Here is a 19,992-nt window from a genome sequence, read left to right on the forward strand (position 1 = left end):
CGCCATGAAGAAGGATCCGATTCGCAAGCTGTTCCTGGCCGCGGTGGCCGCCACGGCTGTCCTTGCCGCGCCAGGGGCGCTCGCACAGGTCAAGGAGCGCACGCTCAAGTTCGCGTTCCAGAACCAGACCGGCCATCCGCAGGCACAGGGCGCGCAGAAGTTCGCTGATCTGGTGGCCGCCAAGTCGGGCGGCAAGATCGCCGTCAAGCTGTTCGCGGGGGGCGTGCTCGGCGGCGACCTGCAGACCGTGTCGGCGCTGCAGGGCGGCACGGTCGAACTCACGGTGCTGAACGCGGGCATCCTCTCGGCGCAGGTGAAGGAGTTCGCGGCCTACGACTTCCCGTTCCTGTTCAACAGCGGCAAGGAAGCCGATGCGGTCACCGATGGCCCCTTCGGCCAGAAGCTGATGGCCAAGCTGGAGGACAAGGGCCTGCATGGCCTGGGCTATTGGGACCTGGGGTTTCGCAACGTCACCAACAGCAAGCGGCCGATCACCAAGGCGGACGACATCGCGGGCCTGAAGATCCGCGTGATCCAGTCGCCGATCTACATCGACATGTTCGCTGCACTGGGCGCCAACGCCACGCCGCTGCCGTTCCCGGAGCTGTATTCCGCGCTTGAGCAGAAGGCGGTCGACGGCCAGGAGAATCCGAACACCACCATCCTGTCGTCCAAGTTCGCCGAGGTGCAAAAGCACATCACCCAGACCCGGCACATCTACAACCCGCAGGCGCTGCTGGTCAGCAAGAAAACATGGGATGGCATGAGCGCCGAGGAGAAGAAGATCCTTGCCGAAGCCTCGGCCGAGGCGACGCTGTTCCAGCGCCAGGCCTCGCGTGGCGCGGCCGACAGCGCGCTCGATGCGTTGAAGACGGCAGGCATGACCGTGTCGGAATTGCCGCCCGAGGAGATGGCCAGGTTGCGCGCCAAGGTCAAGCCGGTGATCGACAAGTACTCGGCGTCCGTGGGCGAGGCCACCGTCAAGGAGTTGATGGCGGAAATCGCGAAGGTGCGCAAGTAGCCGGCGCGACAGCCGATGCGTGATTTCAGTTGATATTGCTTCCTGCGATTGCTTCATCTGCAGGTGGGCGTGGATGGAGCCGGTCGCCTCTCGCCGTCAAGGCCCGCGCGCGCCGGCGTTGCGCTCGCGGCCTCTTGATCGGCCGGTTGCTCAGGACCGAATGCTGCTGCATGAACTCCAGCAAGTCTTCGCCGATCCACTTGGAATCCTCGATCTGCAGCTTGTCGTATGGCGTGCCCTTCCTGCGCAGCAGCAGCTTCATCCTGGAGGTCAGGGAGGGGACATCCTTGGCCAGATCAGTGCTTTGAGTACGCGGCTCCTGAGGTCGGGGGGGCGACGCAGCCGTGATGGGCTGGTACCACTTGACCACCTCACACGGGGGCAGTTGCTAGCGCAACATGCGCTCGAGGGCATACCTGCACGTTGCTTGGATCTGTTCCGCAGGCAGATTGCGATCCACAGGAATGAGCGCGGCTGCGCGAACCAGGTCATTGACCTCGTCGAATGTCTGCACGCTGAGCCTTTGCACATCATCGGCCAACTTTTGTCCGAGCGCGGGTGCGACACGTGCATGCCAGTGCGCATTGAAGTCATCCAGCAGCGCGCCGAAGAGCTCGATCGTGTCGTAGATGTACAGAATATCTTGGGCTTTTTTGCTTGGGGGGCGATGATGCTGGATCAGGAACTTCTGAACCATGAAGCACAGCGGATTGGCCACCTGAACATCCATGCGCCCTGGCAGGGGAACGCCTTCCTGATGTCCCAAGCCAATGACCCAGGGATCGAGCAACAGAATGTCGAGGTGTCGGATCTTCTGAGCGGAAATGCCTGCCTTCGTCATCGTCGCGTCGGCTTCCCCGCTTCGTTTGTAGCCGCTTCCTGCGAGAGGCGTGAGGAACTCGGCATAGAAGCCGCGCGCCTCGTCGCCAAGCGTGTAGTGCGCCGCCGGAGGTCGATGATCGCCGCTCAACTCCTCCTGGAATCCGTGCTGCATCAGCGCTTGCTTGATATCGCCCTCGATAGGCTCCTTGTTGGCAAAGGCGAGGTCCGTGTCGCGAGTGAACACGGGTTGATGATCCGGCTGGTTGGCCCTGGGGTCCAGCCTGTGCAGGCGATGGCCCCATCCTCCGATGAAGATCAATTGTTGGCGCCAGGGCGCCAGTGCTTGGATCAGCCTTGCAAAAGCTTCCAGGTCATTCATCTGCTTCATGCGTCGACCATCGGCAAGAGAAATTTCTCGTAGATCAGGGTGGCTTGTTCAGCGCCCCGTGTCGGATGGTTCATGACGTCCAGCCATATCTGGATGACGTCAGTCACCATGACTCCGTCCTGATCGATGGCGCCTCTGAACGTCGACTGCGGAAAAGGCGCTTGTCGCAAGATCAGGTCCGGGCGCTCGGTTGGATAGGCCATCACCCCTGGCCAGCCCGATGAGCCCACTTGGGGCAACTTGTGGACATAGATATACGCAGGCACGCCGCTGACGTGCCCGATATCCAGTGCATCGGCAGCGGCGAAAAGCCCCAGACAAGCGTCTTCCCGATGCTTGCCCAGCAGTTCTCGGATTTGCTGTGGGACAGGGGCCCGCAGAAGAAAGCGGCATGGCATTTCCGGACATGCGCGCATCGTGGCGGCGCCCCAGCGGCGAAACAGCTCTTCGCGGCGGACGAGTTTCAGGTAGGAAGACGAACCGCTCAGGTATCCCTCGCTGCGCAGTTGCTGCAGGAATCGGGAGGCACTCATGGCGGACACCTGCGCGGCTTCAGCCAGGTCGGAGCCGTTTCGGAGTTTCTTGCGCGGAGCGCTCATCAGACCGGCGGGCAGTTCTGATGCCAAGAGAAGTTTCAACATCCACTGGTTGAGGTCCGAGAACAGATTGATGGTCTGCGGCGGATGATTGGTGACGGAACGCCTGGGTTCTTCCGGCAATCGGTTCAACTCTTGGAGCGCTGCGTCACTGAAATAGCGTTCGCCGTGTCCCGAGATAAGGCCGATGGGGACACCTTTCGCGAATCTCTGGGCAAAGGAGTCCACATGTCTCACCAGGGACGGGGGCGCATCTGGCACATGGATGATCGCGAGGGGGAGGGCATTGCCAGACTGCTCTGCCGCGGCCCGGGCTTGAAGAATCGCCATCGAGAGCAGCGGTAGCACGCGGTCCGGACGGTTTTCGGAAAGCGCTTTGACCTCGACGGCGAACCGGTGCACGCCACGCTGGATGATCAAGTCTGCGTTGGACGGGGCGTCAGGCGGCACCTCCACGGACCAATCGTTGGACCGGAACAAGTCGGCAACGTACTGCTCGGCAAGAGCCACTCGCTTGTTCGGTGGAATGGAGGCGGGCATCAGGCGAAGAGAAGGAGTGCAAATCTAACACGGCCATTTTATATAACACGGCCATGGTGTCAACCACGGCCATGGTAAAGGCTTCGAAAGGTGCCCAAGTCCTGACGCGTCAGGGTCAGGGCTGCATCGCTCGGAGTCCAGTCGCTCTTCGTGTTCCCTCGGGGCACTGCCTCGCTGCCGTATATATACGGCAGCGAGGCTGCCATGAATCCGTGGAGGTGTCAAGGCCAATCCAATGCTAAGCCGTTGAATTTAAAGGGTTTTTGCCTGTATTGAAGTTTGAGGTGTGATATGTTGGGCGGCATATATGCCGCCCAACTTGGCATTTTTGTGATGGTTTCCCGCATAGAAATCGCCAAGCCAGACATCGTGAAGAGTTTTGCGCAGGGGCCACGCGTGCTTCGCGCTCAGGCGGTCGGTGAGATCTTCAACAGAAACCGTGCGTTTTGGCGGCTCGCCCGGAGCATGTCCCTGGACGCGTTTCTCCGATTCCTGACGGAGCAAACGCAGCTGCGCGAAGTGCGATTTGGCTTTCCGAACCGGGCAATCTCTGGCTACACCTGGGGCGAGGTTCCCGTGCTCGAGACCCTGCTCGGACTGGTCGAGCGCAGCTACTACAGCCACTCCACTGCTGTGCGCATTCATGGGCTCACCGAGCAGATCCCCAAGACCGTCTACCTCACTCGTGAACGAGCCGAGCCCAAGAACGACGGGGCTGCGCAGCCAGGGCCGTACGATCAGGACGCCATCGATCGAGCATTTGCCCAGCCTCCGCGGGTTTCGCAAAACGAGATTGAGCTCAAAGCGCAGGAAATGCGTCTGGTGTTCCTTGAAGGTGCTTCTCAGCAAGAACTGGGGATCTTGTCGGGCGCCGTCTCCTGGGGCGCGGCGCAGCCCCTTTGTCTGCGCTATTCCACGCTGGAGCGGACCTTGATCGACATCGTGGTGCGGCCGTTCTATGCGGGTGGTGTCAGCGAGGTCGCCAAGGCCTTCGAGAGCGCCCGGGGCAGCTTGTCGGTCGACGCGATGGCGGCCATGCTCAAGCGGCTTTCACTGGGCTACCCCTATCACCAGGCCATCGGTTACTACCTGGAGCGGGCAGGGTACAAGTCAACGCTCGTCAACCTGTTCGCGCACTTGCCGATGGAGCGGGACTTCTATCTGGCCCATCGAATGGGACGTACTTCGTACGTTCCACGTTGGCGTCTGCACGTTCCAGAGGGCTTCTAGTCGATGCGACGGCGCCGCGACATCGAAGTCGTCCATCCGGGGCCGGTGTCGTACCTCCCGGCGGTTTTCCGCTGAGGGAACCGCTCAGACGCTGCCAGTCCTTCCGACGCAGAGGAGGGCGGCAAGGTGACAACCAGATCGATATCACGGTGCGGTGAGGCTTGCAGCGTGTCGACCGGCTGCCTCGGCCACCTTGTGGTTTCGCCGTCGGCTTCGGGACGCGCCCCTCCAGCAGATGTTGCTCAAGCTTCGTCAGCGCTTGCAGCAACTGCGCCTGTGTCGGCGGAGCTCGGGAGCGCTATCGATTCCAACCGGGGTGGTCTGCTGCGATGCGATGCTGAGGACGCTGCGCTCGAGGGCTTCCAGAGTCGGCCCTGGTGACGTGCCGCTGCCTATGCGCGGTACGTTGAGGGCGCTCGCCGCGCAGCGGTAATTGGAATCGCACGCGGGGAACTCCATGGCCCCGGTGGAGTTCGGGGGGAGGGCTTGCCTGTGAGCCCTGAGGCTACCCCCTCGTTCTCGCGTTCAAGGCCCTGCGCGCGCACCGTGGGTGCGTGCTCGGCGCGTGCCGCGCGCCTGCGGCGGTCCTGAGCGCTGCGCTGCGACGGGGTGGCGGGGTCTCGCAGGCAATCCCGCCTGTGTCACCCACAGGAGTTCGTCATGAACGCTTCCTCTTTCTCTTCCTTCTCCTCTTCTTCCATGCCTTCCGTTTTCACGGCGCGCGAGCTCCAGGTGCTCGATGCGCTGCGTCCGTTCCTCGGCGCCGATACCGAGGGGCTGTACGCGGCGCAGGGCCGCTCGCTGCACCGGCTGGTGTGCTTCGCGCGAGACTCGTCGCTGCCGGGATGCGCGCAGCTGCTGTGCGGGCTGCGCCTGGCGCGGGAGCTGCTGGCCGAGGAACTGCGCCCCGGCGAGGCGTTCCGGTCGCTGTACGCGGTTTCCGACTACCTCAAGCTGCACTTCGCGGGGCAGGCGCACGAGAGCTTCGCGGTGCTGTTCCTCGATGCGCGCCATACGCTGCTGGCGTTCGAGGACCTGTTTCGCGGGACCGTGACGCAGACCGAGGTCTATCCGCGCGAATTGCTCAAGCGCGCGCTCCACCACAACGCCTCGGCCGTGATCCTCGCGCACAACCATCCGTCGGGCGCGGTAGAGCCGTCGCAGGAGGACCTGGCCGTGACGCAGGCGCTGAAGTCGGCGCTCGCGCTGATCGACGTGCGGGTGCTCGACCACATCGTGGTGGGCGCGAACCGGGTGGCCTCGATGGCCGAGCGCGGCCTGCTCTGAGGCGGCCGCGGGGGCGCTTGGGCGCCCCTGAAGCGATCCGGTCCGGGCGGCTCATGCGCTGCATATGTCCGTCCTGCGCTGTGAGGATGCGGAGAGATGGAAGCCGAGAGATGGAAGCGGGGGAAGGAGCAGGAAGGGGAGAGCGGTCTTGCTGTGGCCTTCAGCGTTGCACGGCGTTCTCGCCGTCAAGGGCTGCGCGCCGCGCTGCGGCGCTGGCGGCCTGGCGGCCGTCGTCGACCCCTGACTGCTGCGCTGCGCCGTGCGGGTTCCGGCCGCGGGCAATTTCGCCCGGACAACCGGAGATCGTCATGGACGAGAAATCACACGTTTCGCTGGAACAGCACCTCTGCCTGGTATGCGGCCTGAACTTCGATACCGGCGGCATCCTGCTCGACAGGCGCCTGCGCCAGAGCATGCAGCGTCACACGGTGACGGGCTGGGGCCTGTGCGGCGAGCATCGCCGGCTCTTTGACGCGGGCTTCGTCGCACTTATCGAATGCGACCCCGAGCGCAGCGGTGTGCCGGCGGACCAGGACCACATGCGGCCCGAACAGGCTTGGCGCACGGGGCGGCTGGCGCACCTGAAGCGCGAAGCCCTCGCCAGGGTGACCCACGTTGCGCTGGCGGCCGACGTGCCCTGCGTCTTCGTGGAGCCGGGCGTGATCGAGCAGCTGCAGGCGATGGTCGGGCCCGAGGAGGACTGAGGATCCGTTGAGGTCCTCGGTGCGCCGTTTCGCGACTGCGAAGCGGCGCACTTTCTTTCCTGCCTGCCGTGTCTCGTTCCGGCGGCGCATGGCGGGACGTCGACTCCGGGGCGACGGGCGCGGTTGTCCGCTACGACCTGCTGAAGTCCCGGCATGCGCGCGCGTGCGTCAGCCGGCGCATCGAGGCGCTCGATGCGTATGGCGTGTGGTCTCGTTGGCCGTGGCTGTGGCTGTGGCTGTGGCTGTGGCGAATGGCCGCTGTCGGTGGTCGGTCTGCGGTCGTTCCGCCTCTGGATCGACGCATGGCGCGGGTCGCTCTCTGCTCCAGGGTGAAGGCGCCGCCCCCGTCCTCGCCCGGTCCTCGCGACGCTCGGCTGCGGCCTGCGGGCGGGCCCCGGACCGTCTCGCTGGCCCCTTGCCGGCTTTGCGTCGAGGCGGCTCCGACAGCAGATTCCTTCCACCATCGCGGCATGCGCCGCAGAAAGGCTTCGCCATGGCCACGTCTTCTCGCACTTCTCGCTCTTCTCGTTGCGCCGTGCCCGCTCCGGCCGTGGTGCAGGATCCGAAGACCTTGGGCGTTCCCCCCGTGCCCCCCGAGGACTCTCCCACGGCAGGTGAATCGAATGAGGGGTGCGCCTGGCGGCGTTCGGGCAAGCGCGTGGGCATGGACATGGATGTCCGGCGCGTGATCACGGACCGGATCATGGCGATGCTGGCGCAGGGCGAACACGTGTGTCGTGCGCGCTGGGTCCAGGCTGCGACGCGCGGGGCGCCGCGCAATGCTGGCACCGGGTGGTCCTACCGGGGCGTGAATGCGCTGCTGCTGTGGGACGCGGCGATCGTGCAGGGTTACGAGGTGCCGCTGTGGCTGACCTACAGGCAGGCCAAGGCTCTGGGCGCCCAGGTGCGCAAGAGCGAGCGCGGCGTGCTGTGCGCGCAGTTCGAGCGGGTGGGCGGCCACGGCAATGCAGACCCGCACACCGAGTTACAGGACGGGCTCCTGCAATGCCGGCCATTCTGGTTGTTCAATGTCGCGCAGGTTGACGGGCTGCCGGCGAAGCGCCTCGATCCGCCGGCAGCCGCTGCCGCAGGCCCCTCGGCCGCCGGGCAGAGCGCGATGGAAAGGGTATTGCGTCTGGTCGGTGGCTGCAACGCAACGATTCGCCATGGGTTCGATCGCGCAGCGTATGTGCCGGAGTTCGACGAGATCCGATTGCCGTGGCCGAGGCGATTCGCGAGCGGAGAGAACTATGGGGCGACGCTGTTGCACGAGCTGGTGCACTGGAGCGGACATCCGCGGCGGTTGCATCGCGAGTTCAGCGCGCGCTTCGGGGACGCCGCCGGCGCGTTCGAGGCGCTCGTGGCCGAACTCGGTGCGGTCTTGCTGATGGGGCATTGCGCGCTTGTTGGTGCCGTCGTCGAAGGCCATGCGGACCATCTCGCGGACTGGTTGGAGGTGCTGCGCCATGACCGCAGTGCGATCTTCACGGCCATGCGCTTTGCCGGCGAGGCCTTCGATTTCATCATGGAGCGGGAGATGCCGGTGCTCGCGCCACTCTCGTGACACGATCGCCTTCAGGCGACCGAGCTTGCCGATCTTCAGCCGATGGATCCTGCGCCCAAGGCGCTCAGGATCTTGGTGACTTCGTTCGGCGATGCTCGAGCTTCCTTATCGTCCTGTGCGACGGCGCGAGGACATCGGGCATCTCGCTGGATGCCGCGCGGGCGCAGGCCGCCGGCCGCTTCGCTCCGTGCTGGACCTCCAGCCCGGAGGCCGGCCGTCACGCGCGTCCATGGCGCGCGTGCGTCGCAAACCTTCGGCTCTGGCCGAGACGGCTACCGATCGCCGGGCGGCGCGCCAGTCTTGCGCGTGTGCGATTTCTCGCACGACCGGTGCGAGAAATGCCGGCGCGTTGCAGGCCGGATGGAATCGGCGTCTGCGCGCTGGCCCGCCGTCGACAAGCCGCCGCCACGGGCTACGGGGTGCGAGGCGGTCCGGGTTGGCGGCGGGCTCAGCGACACCGACGGCCCGGCGTGTGCGAACGAGCGATCCCCGGGGCGCGCCGAAGCTGAGAAAGCGGGGAAGGCGGCAGCAGGGAGAAAGAAGAAAGAGGCCGTGATGTGAGTGAGTGGCTGGCTAGCTGGCTCCTTCAGCGTGGCACACCGTTCTCGCCGTCAAGGTCTGCGCGCGCCGCTGGCGCGCTCGCGGCCTCTCGGCCGTCTTCGAACCTTGACTGCTGCGCTGCGGCGTGCCGGTGACGGTGCCGGGCCATCCCGCCCGCAACCGTTCAAGGAGAACGCCATGGCTGCTTCCAGTTTTCCCTTTCTCACCGATGCACAGTTCGACCAGCTGCTGGCCAACGGCCGGCAGTCACAGGTGCGGTGGGACTTCGATCCGTTGCCCGTGGTCAAGCTGTTCACGCCCGATGCCGGTGCCACCTGGCTGCTGGGCGGGATCGATCCCGATGCACCCGACATCGCCTTCGGCCTGTGCGACCTCGGGATGGGCTTTCCGGAGCTGGGCTGCGTGAGCCTCGCCGAGCTGTCCCAACTGCGCGGGATGCTGAATCTGCCGATCGAGCAGGACCTGCATTTCCGCGCCGACCGGCGCCTGAGCGTCTATGCGAGGGAGGCCCGCAGCGCGGGGCGGATCCAGGTCTGAAAGGGCTGCCGCTCGTTGAGCTTGGCCGCCAGCACGACTGGCGGTCACTTGGCGCGTGCGCAGGTGCGTTACTCGCGCTGTCTGGGCAAAGGCGTCGCAACCCGTCGCTTTGTGGTTGCCATTCAATCGAATGAGAGTGTTCTCATTCATTCTGCATAGACGGGGGCCTCTTCATGGTCGTAAGCGCACGGGTTCGGACTCCGGAGGTCAAGGAGCGGGCCACCGAGAGACTCGACAACATCGGCCTGAGCGTCTCCGATGTGATGAGGATCGTTCCGACGCGCGTGGCCAAGGAGGGCGCGCTGCCGGCAGGCTTGACTGTGGATGTCGCTGCGCGCGATGCCTGGTCCCGGGCCAAGGTGCAGGAGGCTCTGGACGATCCGCCCCGGGCGTACCTCATGAAGAAGTCGAGTCGTATTTCGCCGGGCGCCGCGCCGCGCCGCGGCGCGTGAGGCCGTGGAGTGGTCGCCGTTGGCGACGGAGGATCGGAGCGCATTCTCGATTTCATCGAGAAAGGCAATCCCCACGCCGCGATCTCGGTGGATGATCGCGCCGCCCGCGCAAATGCTGGTGCTGCTGCGGTTCCCGGAAGGGACGTCCGGGGTTCGGCAGTTCAGCCCGAGCGATTTGAGGCTGCTGAACATCTCTGTGGTTGCAGGCCGAAGGTCCGTCTGTTAGACTGATTAACGAAAACCTTAACGGATACTGCAATATGTCCTTGAGAGCTTCAGATATCGTTCCCATCAGTGAAGCGCGCGCCCGGCTGACGGAACTGGCTGAAGACGTGGTCGGCAACGGCTCGGAAAAAGTGCTGACCAAGAACGGCGCGAGCTATGTTGCGCTGGTCGATGCACGCAGGCTGGACTATTACCATGCCCTTGAGTCGGAACACGCCAATCTTGTGTTGGCCGAAGACGCCATCGCGGGCTTGCAGCAAGCCTCGGCGGGGCAGTTTGTGTCTGACGAGGACCTGGACCGGGCGCTCGGCATTCCACCGGCACCGTGAGCATTCCCGTCAACGCAAAGGTTCGAGCGGTTCCGAACTTTCTGACTTGTTTGCAAGCTGCGCGCGACTTCATGGAGAAGCAGGACGCTGCTTCTGCGTCGTTGCGCTTCAAGAAGTTGCAGGCCGAAGTGGTCAAGGCGCGGGCACTCCTGTCGTTCGCCCCCACAAGCGGACGACCTGCCCGGTTTCTTGACGCCAAGTCGGACTGGGGGCAGTTTCAAGCTCAACAGGCAAGGCAAAGTGCACGAGCCCTGGGGCTGCCTGAGTTGCGGGAATTGGTGCTAGCTCGTCACGTGGTGCTCTATGCGCATTCCGAGCGCGAGGTCGTATTGCTTTCAATGCGGCATGAGCGACAACTCGGTTACGGATTGCCCAGGCCATCCAACTGACCCGGGGTGGGACAGCTGCCCCCTGAGAGCAGTGGGTTCTTGCAGAGCTTGTAGCTATCCGCGGTGCAGGCAATGCGCTCGAAGGGGCTGTGAATCGTGCGCCCACGTCGCGCATCCAGCCGCAGTTGACGGCATGCCCCGGCCTCAGGAGGCATGAGGAGTCTGTCGAGAGCCCGGGACGCCGGCACCGCTGGTTTCGCTCAGGCTCTCTTGACTCCCGGCTCGCGCGGCGCAGGCGTGCCTGCCGGAGCATCCTGGGCCAACGGGCAAACCTTGCGCGGTGGTCGAGCACCGACGCCGCTGTCCTGCGCGTTCTCGGCGGCAGTAGCGCGCAGCTCATCGAGCACCTCGCCATAGTTTCCGTGCAAGGCTGGCCAGTCCGCGCCGGGCTGCAGGTGGACGGGGTCCAGCCGGTCGCGCATGACGCTCAGCCGCACGGCTGGGTGCCTATGCCCCACGGTCGCCAGCCATCCGGCGCAATGCACTTCGGCGCCGGGCCTGGACTGGTGGCAGGCGAACATGGCCGCTCCATGGTCGGGCCCCATGTTGCGCACATCCGGGCAGGTAGCTGCCAGCGCCTCCGCCAGGCCCAGGCTGAAATTCGGGATGCTGCGCGCGTCCTGGTCAAGGCGCCACGGACACGTGGGACAGGGCTGGCGAGGTGGCTTCGGGACGCGCATGCCGGGCATTGTTCCTGAGTGGGTGCAGGGCGACATCGTGGGGTGCCGGGGCGGGGAGGGAACGCAATGAGAAGAAGGGACAGGCGGGGCGGGCTTGGCTTGCCTGTGTGCGCCCAGGGTGTCACGCGGTTCTCGCGTTCAAGGCCCTGCGCGCTCACCTGCGGTGCGCGCTCGGCGCGTGCCGCGCGCCTGCGGCGACCTTGAGCGCTGCGCTGCCGCGTGAGCCAGGAGCGACGCAGGCCATCCCGCCTGTGTCACTTCAGGAGTTCCTCATCATGACTGTCTTTCGTTCAGACCCGTCCTCTTCTTCTTTCGCATTTGCCGCGAAGGCCTCCCTGTCGCCACAGGAACTCGCGCGCAGCGCGCCTGCGGTCTTCGCCGAGCAGGCAGCGGCCTGCACCGGGCGAAGGTACGTCTTCATCAGCACGCGCGACGTCGTCGCCGCGCTCGCGCAGGCCGGCTTCGTACCGACCTGGGCCGTGCAGACGCGATCGCGCCGTGGTGGTGAGGACCGCGCAGGCCATGCGCTGCACATGCTGCGTTTCCAGCCTGTCGTGCAGTCGCTGTCGCTGGAGGACGTGCTCGGCGAGATCGTGCTGATCAACTCGCACGACGGGCGCAGCGCCTACGAGTTGCGCGCCGGACTGTTCCGTCCGGTGTGCACCAACGGGCTGCTCACGGCGATCGGCGACTTCGGGCTGGTGCATGTGAGCCATCGCGGCAACGTAGTGGCCCAGGTGGTGGAGGCCGCGCAGCGCATTGCCGGCGAGTTCGTCCGGGTGGGTGAGGCGGTCGAGGCGATGCGCGGTACCGTGCTTTCGGGCGCGCAGCAACTGGACTTCGCGCGCGAGGCGCTGGCGCTGCGCTATCCGGACCGGGGCGAGCCGCCGGTGCAGCCGGCGCAGTGGCTCGAGCGGCGGCGCCTGGCCGACGTCGGTGACGACGTCTGGCGGACCTTCAACGCGATCCAGGAGCACGCCTTGCGCGGCGGCGTGTGCGGCCGTACGGCCGCAGGACGCGCCATGCACACGCGCGGCATCCGCGCCATCCGTGAGACCGTGCGGCTGAATGCGGGCCTGTGGCGTCTCGCGCTCGCGCGCATCGGCCGCTGACGTGGCAGGCCGGGGCCTCGGCTCCGGCCTTTTCTTTTTCCTTCTCCTTTTTGCGTCTCGGCCCCGGCGGACAGCAGGCGCCGAGGCCTCTGGTTCATTTCTTGATGCAAGGGTGGTGGAATCTTTCGAGCGCCGTGCAGCGATCGCCCTCGGGGCGCAGCGCGGACCTCGTGGCTTCCTTCTTTCACATCCTCAGGAGCATGGACATCAGTACCCTGGAAAAAACCTGGCGGCTTCTCTCGCCCGCGCAGATGAGTGCACATCCGAACGCGCCGGCATGGGCCGGCAGTGCGCGCCATGCAGGCATCCTGGATGAGCGAGCGCGTGGCCCGGGCCCCGGTGCGCACGCGCCGGCGTGTCTCGCCATCGGCGCGGGCTCATGCCTGCCTGCGTCCCATGCTCGCAACTGACAACGACATGGCCCCTGCTGCCCGGGTCGTCCGGCGGGACATCCGCGGCCGGTGCACCCTCGATCTACCCACCCGCGAGGGGATCCTGCGTTCGGACGATGGCCATGCCATCGGGGCGTCCTGGGCCGCCCTCGCGGATGCCGGACTCGGCCGGTACCCGCATCGCCTGTCTGTGGGCGACGATGCCGAGCACGCGCGCCTCGCGGCCGTCGCGACCAGGATCCCGCGGGCGGTCTTCTGCCTGCTCAGCGCACTGCATCTCCATGGACTGACCACACAGCCGCCGCGCGATGTCTGGATCGCGATGCCCAGTGGCAGCCATGTGCCCCGGGTCGATCACTTGCAGTTGCAGATCGTCCGGGCCTTCGGCGATGCCTATGTGGCCGGCATCGAGACGATCGAACGGGGCCATGTCCCGCTGCGCGTCCATGCTGTGGCCAAGACGGTGGCGGACTGCTTCAAGCACCGCAACAGGGTCGGCCTGGAGGTGGCGCTGGAAGCCTTGCGGGAGGTGCGCACCCAGCAGAAGGCCTCCGTGGCCGAGCTCTGGCACTACGCCAAGATCTGCCGGGTTGCCCGCGTGATGCATCCCTACCTGACGGTGATCGGCTGAGCAGCGCGTCCTGCCGTGGACCTGCGCATTGTCTGCGCGAGCCTCGGGCCGTTGGCGATCTCATCGGTTTGGATCCTTTCCGGAAACGGGTCAGGTGGGGAAGTGGGTGGCAGCGCCCGTGTGTGCAGGTCGATCGAAAGCCCCAGCGCTTCCAGCGCGTTCATGTAGGCCCCCATCGTGACCGAGGGCACGCCGCGCTCGATCCTGAGCAGCGTCACACGCGAGATGTTCGCGGCTTGTGCGATCGCCTGGGCGCTGATCTTCATCGCCTTGCGATGTGCGTGAAGCCGTTGGCCCAAGGCGGCGAGGTGGTGGTTCGCCTCGGCAATGAGGACGGGGGGAGGAGAGGGCATTTGGGGTTCCTGAATCGGTCCGCAACGCAAGGCATCTTCTCATCAAGTCTGGGGCCGAATTGCTCCGTTGGTCGCGCCGCAACTGCGGCGAGGGCTCGGCGCATGCCTCCTCTGACCGCCGATAGGACGCCGCAGACTGAGCGGCTGGCGATCCGGCAGCGAAAGACGCAGCCTTACCGAGGCAAGGCATTAGGGAGTAAGGTCAGGCCGCATTGCGGCGTGCCTGCGTGCAGGTGAACAGATTGCAGGCGGGTCTTCCTTCGGGCAAGGCACGAGAAGCGCTGCTTTTTTCGATCATCGTCCTGTAAGCAGGTCAAAGCCGAGCTGCTTCTGATGCCTGATCGCATAAATGCACAGCGCTTGCTTGCTTGGCCTTGGCAGGGACGTGAACGTAAAGAACCAAGTACTCGTCCATCACGTATTCTCGAATCTGGGCATTTCGTGCCAGGCCGGTCAGTCGAGACGCAATGCGCTTGACGATTCGTTCAGCTTCAACCGAGCCGATAACTCTTTCGAAAAACAGGCGCCCCATGGCTGGATGTCGCTCAGATTGGGAACAACGACTTCGCTCAATACCTCAGTACGTCCGGGAGGCGGCCGTAGCCTTCGGCCAAACCGTTCTCCGACCAGTACGCTTCGATATTCTCAAGATTGACCGCAAAGTTGGCCGTGTACAGCACGGCCGTCAGCGACTGGTCCTCGCCTGTGTGCTGCATCTCAGCCGGCAGCACGCCCGCCGGCCGCCTTGCGCGCCCGCTTCAAGGCGTTGATGCCCGCCGTGGCGTCAACGGTGCGCCCAGCCTCGACATCCGCCAAACCCTGGTCTACTTCTTCCAGCAAGAGCAAATGAATGCGCGCGCGCTCCAGCCGGTGGTAGTGATCAAGCCGCTTGGCATCGATCACCGCCACTGCGGGTTCACCGTTTTTTGTGATGATCTTTTCCGCGCCATTCTGAACTTCCAGCACAAGATCAGACAAATGCGTTCGAGCCGTAGAGAAAGGGACGATGTCGCGCACCGCAATGGCCATGAGATGTTCTCCTGTGAGCCTGAAATTGCTCACTATTTTGCTCATCAAGAAGAAGTCCTGCTCTTGGGGAGTGGATGGAGCATTCGTTTCTTGGGCAATGTTTCCGCTGCGCACAGTCTCTGGCCCGCGAGGCGGTCTGCTTGGAAAGCGTGGACTTGTTGCGGCATTGCACTGTCAGGCTAGAGGGCTTGCGCGGGCTATCTGTACTGCTGCGCGTGCTCGCGACAGCCACGCTGCTCGACGGGAGGTCAGGGGGCGGAGCCGTCTGCGTCTTTTCACCTTTCGCCTTCCGCGAGATGTTCGGCATGCCGAACACCCCGCAAGGCAAGCGGTGCCGGCGGCCGGGCGGTTGTCGACGATCACGCTTTGCCCCAGCTTCTGGGCCAGCAGCCTCGCCTGGACGTCGCCTCCGCCGCCCGGGGAATGGGATCACGAGGGTGATCGCCCGGGTGGGGAAGCTGCCCTGGGCCGGGGCGGCCTGCATGCCCAGGGTGCTAAGGGGCACAGCTCATCAGCTATCCGATGGCGTTGCCGGGCGCGTACTCGACGCTGCGGCAGCTGTTCGACATCAGTTGCAGCCGTCAGGGTCTGGCTTGCGAGCCGGCTTTCCTGAGCAACCGGCTCGACGCCATGATCTCGTACGTGGTCGGCAGCGAGGGCATCGCGCTCAGCGGCGAGGCGGCGCCGTACAGACGGCTCGAGGCGGGCGACCTGGTGGCCGTGCCGCTGCGCGACCGAGCGCCATTTCGAGATCCAGACGACGGCAGCACGCACGGTGCCGGGCCATTGTCGCGCCTTTCTGGATCACCTGCGGGAGGTGCTTAGCAGGCAAAGGTAGGAGCGGACCGAGCCTGCTGTCTGGGCGAGGGCAACTGTAGGGCCGCCAGGGTGTGGTTCGGGTCTGACGTTCGGGGGGCGGGGGAGGAGCAAGGACCTGCAGGACTCTTGATTCATCGAGAAAGGCAATAACGCGCGGGCGATCCGACTTGTTTATCGAACATCCTCCCAGGCCGAAGAAAGTCCTCGGCGACCGCTTCAAAAAGCTCGAAGGATGTCTCGAATGAAGGTGCAGGCTCGTCATAGACCAAGGGACGCAGTCGCTCCTCGTATCGGGCATCCGGTGCGAGCTTGGACTGAAAGCGAAAAAAGACTGGCGGCCAACAGTCGGGTTCTTGTGCGGCGATGATCGCAGGATAGACTGCCGTCAGACATTGTCTACAGCGATGGTGTTGCGATGGCCCAGATCCCTCAATCAAGCAGCGTGATCAGTACCCGAGTGCCACTCGGTATGCGGGCGAGCTTCGCAGCGCTGGCCTCGCACCACCAACTGAGCGAATCCAGCTTGCTGGCCAAGCTGATCGACGATGTGCTGACCGCCCACGGCGCAGGCACGAGCAACATGAGCGGACGGCGGGGCTCGCGTGATGCGACCGCCGATGCCGCCGCCAGGGATCGCATCACACTGCGGCTTCGCCCCGGCGATCGAGCGCTGGCGACACAGCGCGCCGAGGCCCGTGGGATGAAGACGGGCAGCTACCTGGTCATGTTGATCCACAACCATGTTCGCGGTTCGACCGTGATGCCGCCGAACGAACTGGGCCAGATAAAGGCAGTCTGCGCTCAGCTGGCGGCGCTCGGGCGGCAGCTCAAAGTGTTCGGCATGCCGAACACTTTGGCTCAAAAAATGGATTTGGAACCGGGTGATGCGCTCGAATCGATTCGGCGGGAGGTCGAAGCTGCGCGCGAGGCCACCGCTGCCGTCGTGCGCTGGAACCTCATGAGCTGGGAGAGCGATCGCGAGGCAGGCCATGCCTAAGCAGACCGTGCGCATGGGCAGAAGCCGTGGCGGGCCGAACGGTGCCTCGCGCGACATGGCGCTGGACATCGTGAGCTACGGCCGGCGCGGACCCGGCGGCACCCTGCGCTTCGGCGCCGGTGAGATTGCGCAGATCCAGCGCACGGTGGGCCGCGCCCCCGAGGTGATGGTGAAGGTCTCCGGCGGCGGTCGCGATGCCGGCGGCGTCAAGGCGCATCTGGACTACATCGGACGCCACGGCAAGCTGCCCATCGAGACCGACGAAGGGCTGCCGCGTCAGGGGCGAAGCGCAGCCGGGGAGATCACGCTCGACTGGCAACTGGACCTCTGCAGAGGCCAGCACAAGCCAAGGCCGGAGCCCGGCCAGAACGACACCCGCGCGAAGCTCGCCCACAACATCGTCTTGTCGATGCCGGCGGGCACGCCTCCAGAGAAGGTGCTGGCGGCGGCACGCATCTTCGCGCGCGAGAACTTCGCGCTGCAGTACCGGTACGCCATGGTGCTGCACACCGACCAGGCGCATCCGCATGTGCATCTGGTGGTCAAGTGCGAGCACGAGTTCGAGCCTGGCAAGCGCCTGTACATCCGCAAGGACACGCTGCGCCAGTGGCGCGAGCAGTTCGCCGTGCTGATGCGCGAGCAGGGCGTGGCGGCCAATGCGACGCCGCGGCAGGTGCGCGGGCAGATCCGCAAGCCCCAGAAGGACGCCATCCATCATCGGCTACGTGCACTTCGTGCGTTCGGGCAACTGCCGACGGGCGAGCGGGCAGGGCAGCGGCCGCCGAAGACCTCGACCTTCATGCGTGCCAAGTTGGATGGCGTGCTCCATGTTCTTCGGACGAGGCGAGGCGCCTTGAATGCTGGTCAGGACGTGATGCAGGGTACCCGCCAGCAGGTCTTGGCAAACTGGCGCGAGACCGCCGAGGTCCTGCGACGGCAGGGTGAATCCGGACTGGCGGTTCAGGTCGAGCGCTTTGTCGAGCGCATGCCCTCTGTGCGGACCGATGCGCAGCGCATGGCCGAGCGCTGGGGGGAGGCGGAGAGAAACCGAGTGCAAGAGCGTACGGATGCCAAGTCACCTGGGGCGCCTGTTCGGTAACCCTGACACTCCTGCAGCGGCCGATGAAGCTTTGCGCAGTGCCGTAGCTCTGCGAGTGACAGCAGGGGACATGGAAATCTACGCGATACCGAAGGTGCCGCAGGATCTCATGGCGCACCAGTGCATCAACCAACGCATGCAAAGCTCGGGCGGACTGTATGTCTGAGACTTCGAGCGCCGCGGGCGCCAAGTCAATGTGCGCGTGGACGACCCCTTGATCTTCAACACCACACAGCTCCAGATCGACGCGGCGCTGGTCGGATTGGGCATTGTGCTGCTGCCGGAAGATGAGCTGATGCCGTACATGCAGTCAGGCCAGCTCTTGCGCGTGCTGGAGGATTGGTGTCCGAAGTTCGAGGGCTACCATTTGTAGTGCCCCAGCAGGCGCCAGCCTTCACCCGCGTTCACGCTGGTGGTCAAGACACTGCGGTTTGCGAACCCAAGTCCATCCAAGCGCTGAGCTGACTCCGCATCTGATCCATCGGCGTGAAGTGGATAGAGCTGTGGCTTGAAATGTCCGAAACATGGGTACAAATTTCGGACAAGCGGAGGCTTTGCCTCCTGGCGGCAGCATCAGAAGATGCCGAGTTTCTGGAATTCTTCCCGCAGCCGTTTCACGACGTTCGTCAGATCCATGGCTTCCAGCCGGTTCTTCTTCAAGAATGCTGTCCACTGCGTTTGTTTGGTCGCATCGCCAGAGAAGTTGTCGCTCAATCCACTAGGAAGTTCACTGACCATGGCGAATTTCCGGCGTTCGAAGGTTGCCGAAATGGCGCGGCGTAACTCGGCGGGGTCCAGCGTGTCTTCGGTCATCAGTACCCAGAGGTCAAAGTAGTCCTTCATCCGGGTATTGGCCATGCCCAGCAGGCAGACAGCATGGAACTTCTCGGCCACGACGGTGTACTTGGGATAGCTGCGCAACTGTGGGGCAGGCAAGTCATCGAGCAGCACGGGGTAGCTGACGGCCTCCGGCGCGGGAGTCACTGCATCGCCGAAGCCGATGTCCACCTGCAGGGTGATGCGCGCGCCGTCGAGCGTCGCTCGCAGATCGACCCGCACGCCGCCGTAGCCGGCTTCCTTGCGGATGACGGTCCCTTGCACCGAGCCTGCATCGAAGACCATCCCATCCTCCACTGCGATCTGGCAGATCTCATGGAAGGCCTTCACCGCTGATTCGACGTCGTCTGGACCGAACCCCAATAGATCGGCATCGCGGGTGGGCCGATGCGGCTGGTCGTACCAGAGCGAAAACAGCAATGCTCCCTTGAGCAGGTAGTTGGAAGCATGGGGCGAGATAGACAGCCGGTAAAGCAGGCGCTCAAGGCCATAGCGGGTGAGCGTCAGGTTGAAGTCCTGCTTCTTGGCATCCGCATGTTGCTTCAAGCGGGCGCGGACCGAAGCTGCGATGTTGCGGCTCATGTGATGACGCTTTCAAGGTAGGGGCGCATCACATTGGACACGCGGTCGATCGTGGCGTAGTGCCAAAGCGCATCGACTGTCACCTTGCGCTGTGCCCATCCCTCGCGCAACGCTTCCAGCGCCACGTCCAAGCCGATCTTGTTGCGAAACTTGAAGCAGTCGGCAATGGTCTTGGCAGCATTGAAGACCGGGACGCTGACGCCATCGATCTGCATGGGTTCGATGCCCTCGGACAGTGCAGTGCCAGACATGCGGATGGCGCGCAGCGCAGGCTGGTCGAGCTTGGGGGTTGGTGAGTTGGGCGGGATTGCGATCCACACTTCAAACGGCGCTTGCGTCCCGATCCCATGGACGCGCAGCGCCGACAGCAGGCAGACAACGCCCTGCGGCACGCGAAGGGATGCTTCTGCAAGAGAGCGGTGCTCGCTGAGTGTGCGCCCGGGCAGGCTGTAGACGCCTCGGGCGATTCGTTCGAGCCGGCCTGCGGCGACCAGTCTGGTGAGCGTTATCGTTGGGAGGCTGTGTTCAGCCAGATCGCGCGCGCGCAGCAGCGGCCGCTGCTTGGCCAGCGCGAGGACGGCTTGTTCGAGAGTCTCAGCAGATGCCATGCTGGAGTTTGTTGCATTTGTTAGTTACTTGTCAATAAAAGACGTACAAATGCAACGCTGCCGCCGCATTCAATCGGGCAAAGTGGGTCAATTTCGGACGGCGATCAGGTTCCAAACCGGAATCGAATCGCCGCTACTGGTCTGGGTATACACAACGGTGTACCAAGGAATCAGGACAGCTTGGGAAAAGTGAGTGTTGGCGCGCGTG

At 64.6% G+C, this 19,992-nt stretch carries 23 protein-coding genes and 1 pseudogene; 15 read left to right on the top strand and 9 right to left on the bottom strand.

Annotation, left to right across the window (positions count from 1 at the left end; translation table 11 throughout):
• Positions 1 to 4 precede the first annotated feature (4 nt).
• Entirely contained in the window at positions 5 to 1,021 is a 1,017-nt protein-coding gene (locus ABL843_RS32680) for a TRAP transporter substrate-binding protein (RefSeq protein ID WP_369662591.1), read from the top strand.
• Between the two features lie 25 nt (positions 1,022 to 1,046).
• Here ABL843_RS32680 and ABL843_RS32685 read toward each other — a convergent pair whose 3' ends face one another.
• The 3 genes from ABL843_RS32685 to ABL843_RS32695 all read right to left on the bottom strand — a co-directional run bounded on the left by ABL843_RS32685 (position 1,047) and on the right by ABL843_RS32695 (position 3,367).
• A complete protein-coding gene (locus tag ABL843_RS32685; RefSeq protein ID WP_418120855.1) occupies positions 1,047 to 1,283 on the bottom strand; it encodes a hypothetical protein in 237 nt (78 codons plus the stop codon).
• Between the two features lie 126 nt (positions 1,284 to 1,409).
• Entirely contained in the window at positions 1,410 to 2,231 is an 822-nt protein-coding gene (locus tag ABL843_RS32690; RefSeq protein WP_418120856.1) for a GSU2403 family nucleotidyltransferase fold protein, read from the bottom strand.
• The gene (locus ABL843_RS32695) at positions 2,228 to 3,367 is read right to left on the bottom strand and encodes a hypothetical protein (RefSeq protein WP_369662594.1); all 1,140 of its coding nucleotides are present in this window, start codon (positions 3,365 to 3,367) and stop codon (positions 2,228 to 2,230) included. The genes ABL843_RS32690 and ABL843_RS32695 overlap by 4 nt, the downstream gene beginning before the upstream one ends.
• Positions 3,368 to 3,658: 291 nt before the next feature.
• Between ABL843_RS32695 and ABL843_RS32700 the strand changes: the two genes are divergently transcribed.
• The 8 genes from ABL843_RS32700 (at position 3,659) to ABL843_RS32735 (ending at position 10,645) form a co-directional block, all read left to right on the top strand.
• Positions 3,659 to 4,597: a type IV toxin-antitoxin system AbiEi family antitoxin domain-containing protein gene (locus ABL843_RS32700; RefSeq protein ID WP_418120857.1), complete on the top strand. Its 939-nt coding sequence runs from the start codon at positions 3,659 to 3,661 to the stop codon at positions 4,595 to 4,597.
• Positions 4,598 to 5,257: 660 nt separating this feature from the next.
• Positions 5,258 to 5,884, top strand: coding sequence for a RadC family protein (gene radC / locus ABL843_RS32705; protein WP_369662596.1), 627 nt, complete (start codon positions 5,258 to 5,260; stop codon positions 5,882 to 5,884).
• A gap of 308 nt (positions 5,885 to 6,192) precedes the next feature.
• Positions 6,193 to 6,588: an ATPase gene (locus ABL843_RS32710; RefSeq protein WP_369662597.1), complete on the top strand. Its 396-nt coding sequence runs from the start codon at positions 6,193 to 6,195 to the stop codon at positions 6,586 to 6,588.
• A 664-nt stretch (positions 6,589 to 7,252) separates the two neighbouring features.
• On the top strand, positions 7,253 to 8,152 hold the full coding sequence (locus ABL843_RS32715; protein WP_418120858.1) for an ArdC family protein: 900 nt from the start codon (positions 7,253 to 7,255) through the stop codon (positions 8,150 to 8,152).
• A 738-nt stretch (positions 8,153 to 8,890) separates the two neighbouring features.
• Complete coding sequence (locus tag ABL843_RS32720; protein WP_369662599.1) at positions 8,891 to 9,250, top strand: DUF2958 domain-containing protein; 360 nt, start codon at positions 8,891 to 8,893, stop codon at positions 9,248 to 9,250.
• Between the two features lie 173 nt (positions 9,251 to 9,423).
• Entirely contained in the window at positions 9,424 to 9,702 is a 279-nt protein-coding gene (locus tag ABL843_RS32725) for a type II toxin-antitoxin system RelB/DinJ family antitoxin (RefSeq protein WP_369662600.1), read from the top strand.
• Positions 9,703 to 9,962: 260 nt separating this feature from the next.
• A complete protein-coding gene (locus tag ABL843_RS32730) occupies positions 9,963 to 10,256 on the top strand; it encodes a type II toxin-antitoxin system Phd/YefM family antitoxin (RefSeq protein WP_369662601.1) in 294 nt (97 codons plus the stop codon).
• Entirely contained in the window at positions 10,253 to 10,645 is a 393-nt protein-coding gene (locus ABL843_RS32735; RefSeq protein ID WP_369662602.1) for a hypothetical protein, read from the top strand. The genes ABL843_RS32730 and ABL843_RS32735 overlap by 4 nt, the downstream gene beginning before the upstream one ends.
• A 200-nt stretch (positions 10,646 to 10,845) precedes the next feature.
• Here the strand turns inward: ABL843_RS32735 and ABL843_RS32740 are convergent, their stop codons facing one another.
• Positions 10,846 to 11,361 (bottom strand): DUF6283 family protein, encoded by a 516-nt coding sequence (locus ABL843_RS32740; RefSeq protein WP_369662603.1) that lies wholly within the window; start codon positions 11,359 to 11,361, stop codon positions 10,846 to 10,848.
• 239 nt (positions 11,362 to 11,600) lie between these two features.
• On the opposite strand from ABL843_RS32740, the gene ABL843_RS32745 reads away from it, so the two are divergent.
• Positions 11,601 to 12,437, top strand: a complete 837-nt coding sequence (locus ABL843_RS32745; protein WP_369662604.1) for a DUF932 domain-containing protein — start codon at positions 11,601 to 11,603, stop codon at positions 12,435 to 12,437.
• A gap of 396 nt (positions 12,438 to 12,833) precedes the next feature.
• The gene (locus ABL843_RS32750) at positions 12,834 to 13,460 is read left to right on the top strand and encodes a type IV toxin-antitoxin system AbiEi family antitoxin domain-containing protein (RefSeq protein WP_369662605.1); all 627 of its coding nucleotides are present in this window, start codon (positions 12,834 to 12,836) and stop codon (positions 13,458 to 13,460) included.
• Here the strand turns inward: ABL843_RS32750 and ABL843_RS32755 are convergent.
• From ABL843_RS32755 to ABL843_RS32765, 3 genes are all read right to left on the bottom strand, one after another.
• The gene (locus ABL843_RS32755) at positions 13,439 to 13,813 is read right to left on the bottom strand and encodes a helix-turn-helix domain-containing protein (RefSeq protein ID WP_369662606.1); all 375 of its coding nucleotides are present in this window, start codon (positions 13,811 to 13,813) and stop codon (positions 13,439 to 13,441) included. The genes ABL843_RS32750 and ABL843_RS32755 overlap by 22 nt on opposite strands.
• A 313-nt stretch (positions 13,814 to 14,126) precedes the next feature.
• Positions 14,127 to 14,345, bottom strand: a complete 219-nt coding sequence (locus ABL843_RS32760; RefSeq protein WP_369662607.1) for a hypothetical protein — start codon at positions 14,343 to 14,345, stop codon at positions 14,127 to 14,129.
• A gap of 185 nt (positions 14,346 to 14,530) precedes the next feature.
• On the bottom strand, positions 14,531 to 14,842 hold the full coding sequence (locus tag ABL843_RS32765) for a type II toxin-antitoxin system Phd/YefM family antitoxin (RefSeq protein ID WP_369662608.1): 312 nt from the start codon (positions 14,840 to 14,842) through the stop codon (positions 14,531 to 14,533).
• A 522-nt stretch (positions 14,843 to 15,364) separates the two neighbouring features.
• On the opposite strand from ABL843_RS32765, the gene ABL843_RS32770 reads away from it, so the two are divergent.
• The 4 genes and pseudogenes from ABL843_RS32770 to ABL843_RS32785 all read left to right on the top strand — a co-directional run.
• Positions 15,365 to 15,667: a LysR substrate-binding domain-containing protein gene (locus tag ABL843_RS32770; RefSeq protein ID WP_369662609.1), complete on the top strand. Its 303-nt coding sequence runs from the start codon at positions 15,365 to 15,367 to the stop codon at positions 15,665 to 15,667.
• A 409-nt stretch (positions 15,668 to 16,076) separates the two neighbouring features.
• Positions 16,077 to 16,658 (top strand): hypothetical protein, encoded by a 582-nt coding sequence (locus tag ABL843_RS32775; RefSeq protein ID WP_369662610.1) that lies wholly within the window; start codon positions 16,077 to 16,079, stop codon positions 16,656 to 16,658.
• Positions 16,651 to 17,757 carry a relaxase/mobilization nuclease domain-containing protein gene (locus ABL843_RS32780; protein WP_369662611.1) on the top strand — a complete coding sequence of 369 codons (1,107 nt, stop codon included), beginning with the start codon at positions 16,651 to 16,653 and terminating at the stop codon, positions 17,755 to 17,757. The genes ABL843_RS32775 and ABL843_RS32780 overlap by 8 nt, the downstream gene beginning before the upstream one ends.
• A gap of 85 nt (positions 17,758 to 17,842) precedes the next feature.
• Positions 17,843 to 18,217 (top strand): annotated as a pseudogene (locus tag ABL843_RS32785) (LysR substrate-binding domain-containing protein); the annotation flags it as partial.
• 113 nt (positions 18,218 to 18,330) lie between these two features.
• Here ABL843_RS32785 and ABL843_RS32790 read toward each other — a convergent pair.
• A complete protein-coding gene (locus ABL843_RS32790; protein WP_369662612.1) occupies positions 18,331 to 19,176 on the bottom strand; it encodes a nucleotidyl transferase AbiEii/AbiGii toxin family protein in 846 nt (281 codons plus the stop codon).
• Positions 19,173 to 19,784: a type IV toxin-antitoxin system AbiEi family antitoxin domain-containing protein gene (locus tag ABL843_RS32795; RefSeq protein ID WP_369662613.1), complete on the bottom strand. Its 612-nt coding sequence runs from the start codon at positions 19,782 to 19,784 to the stop codon at positions 19,173 to 19,175. The genes ABL843_RS32790 and ABL843_RS32795 overlap by 4 nt, the downstream gene beginning before the upstream one ends.
• Positions 19,785 to 19,992 lie beyond the last annotated feature (208 nt).

Source organism: Variovorax sp. 350MFTsu5.1, from assembly GCF_048302515.1.
Taxonomy (GTDB): domain Bacteria; phylum Pseudomonadota; class Gammaproteobacteria; order Burkholderiales; family Burkholderiaceae_C; genus Variovorax; species Variovorax guangxiensis.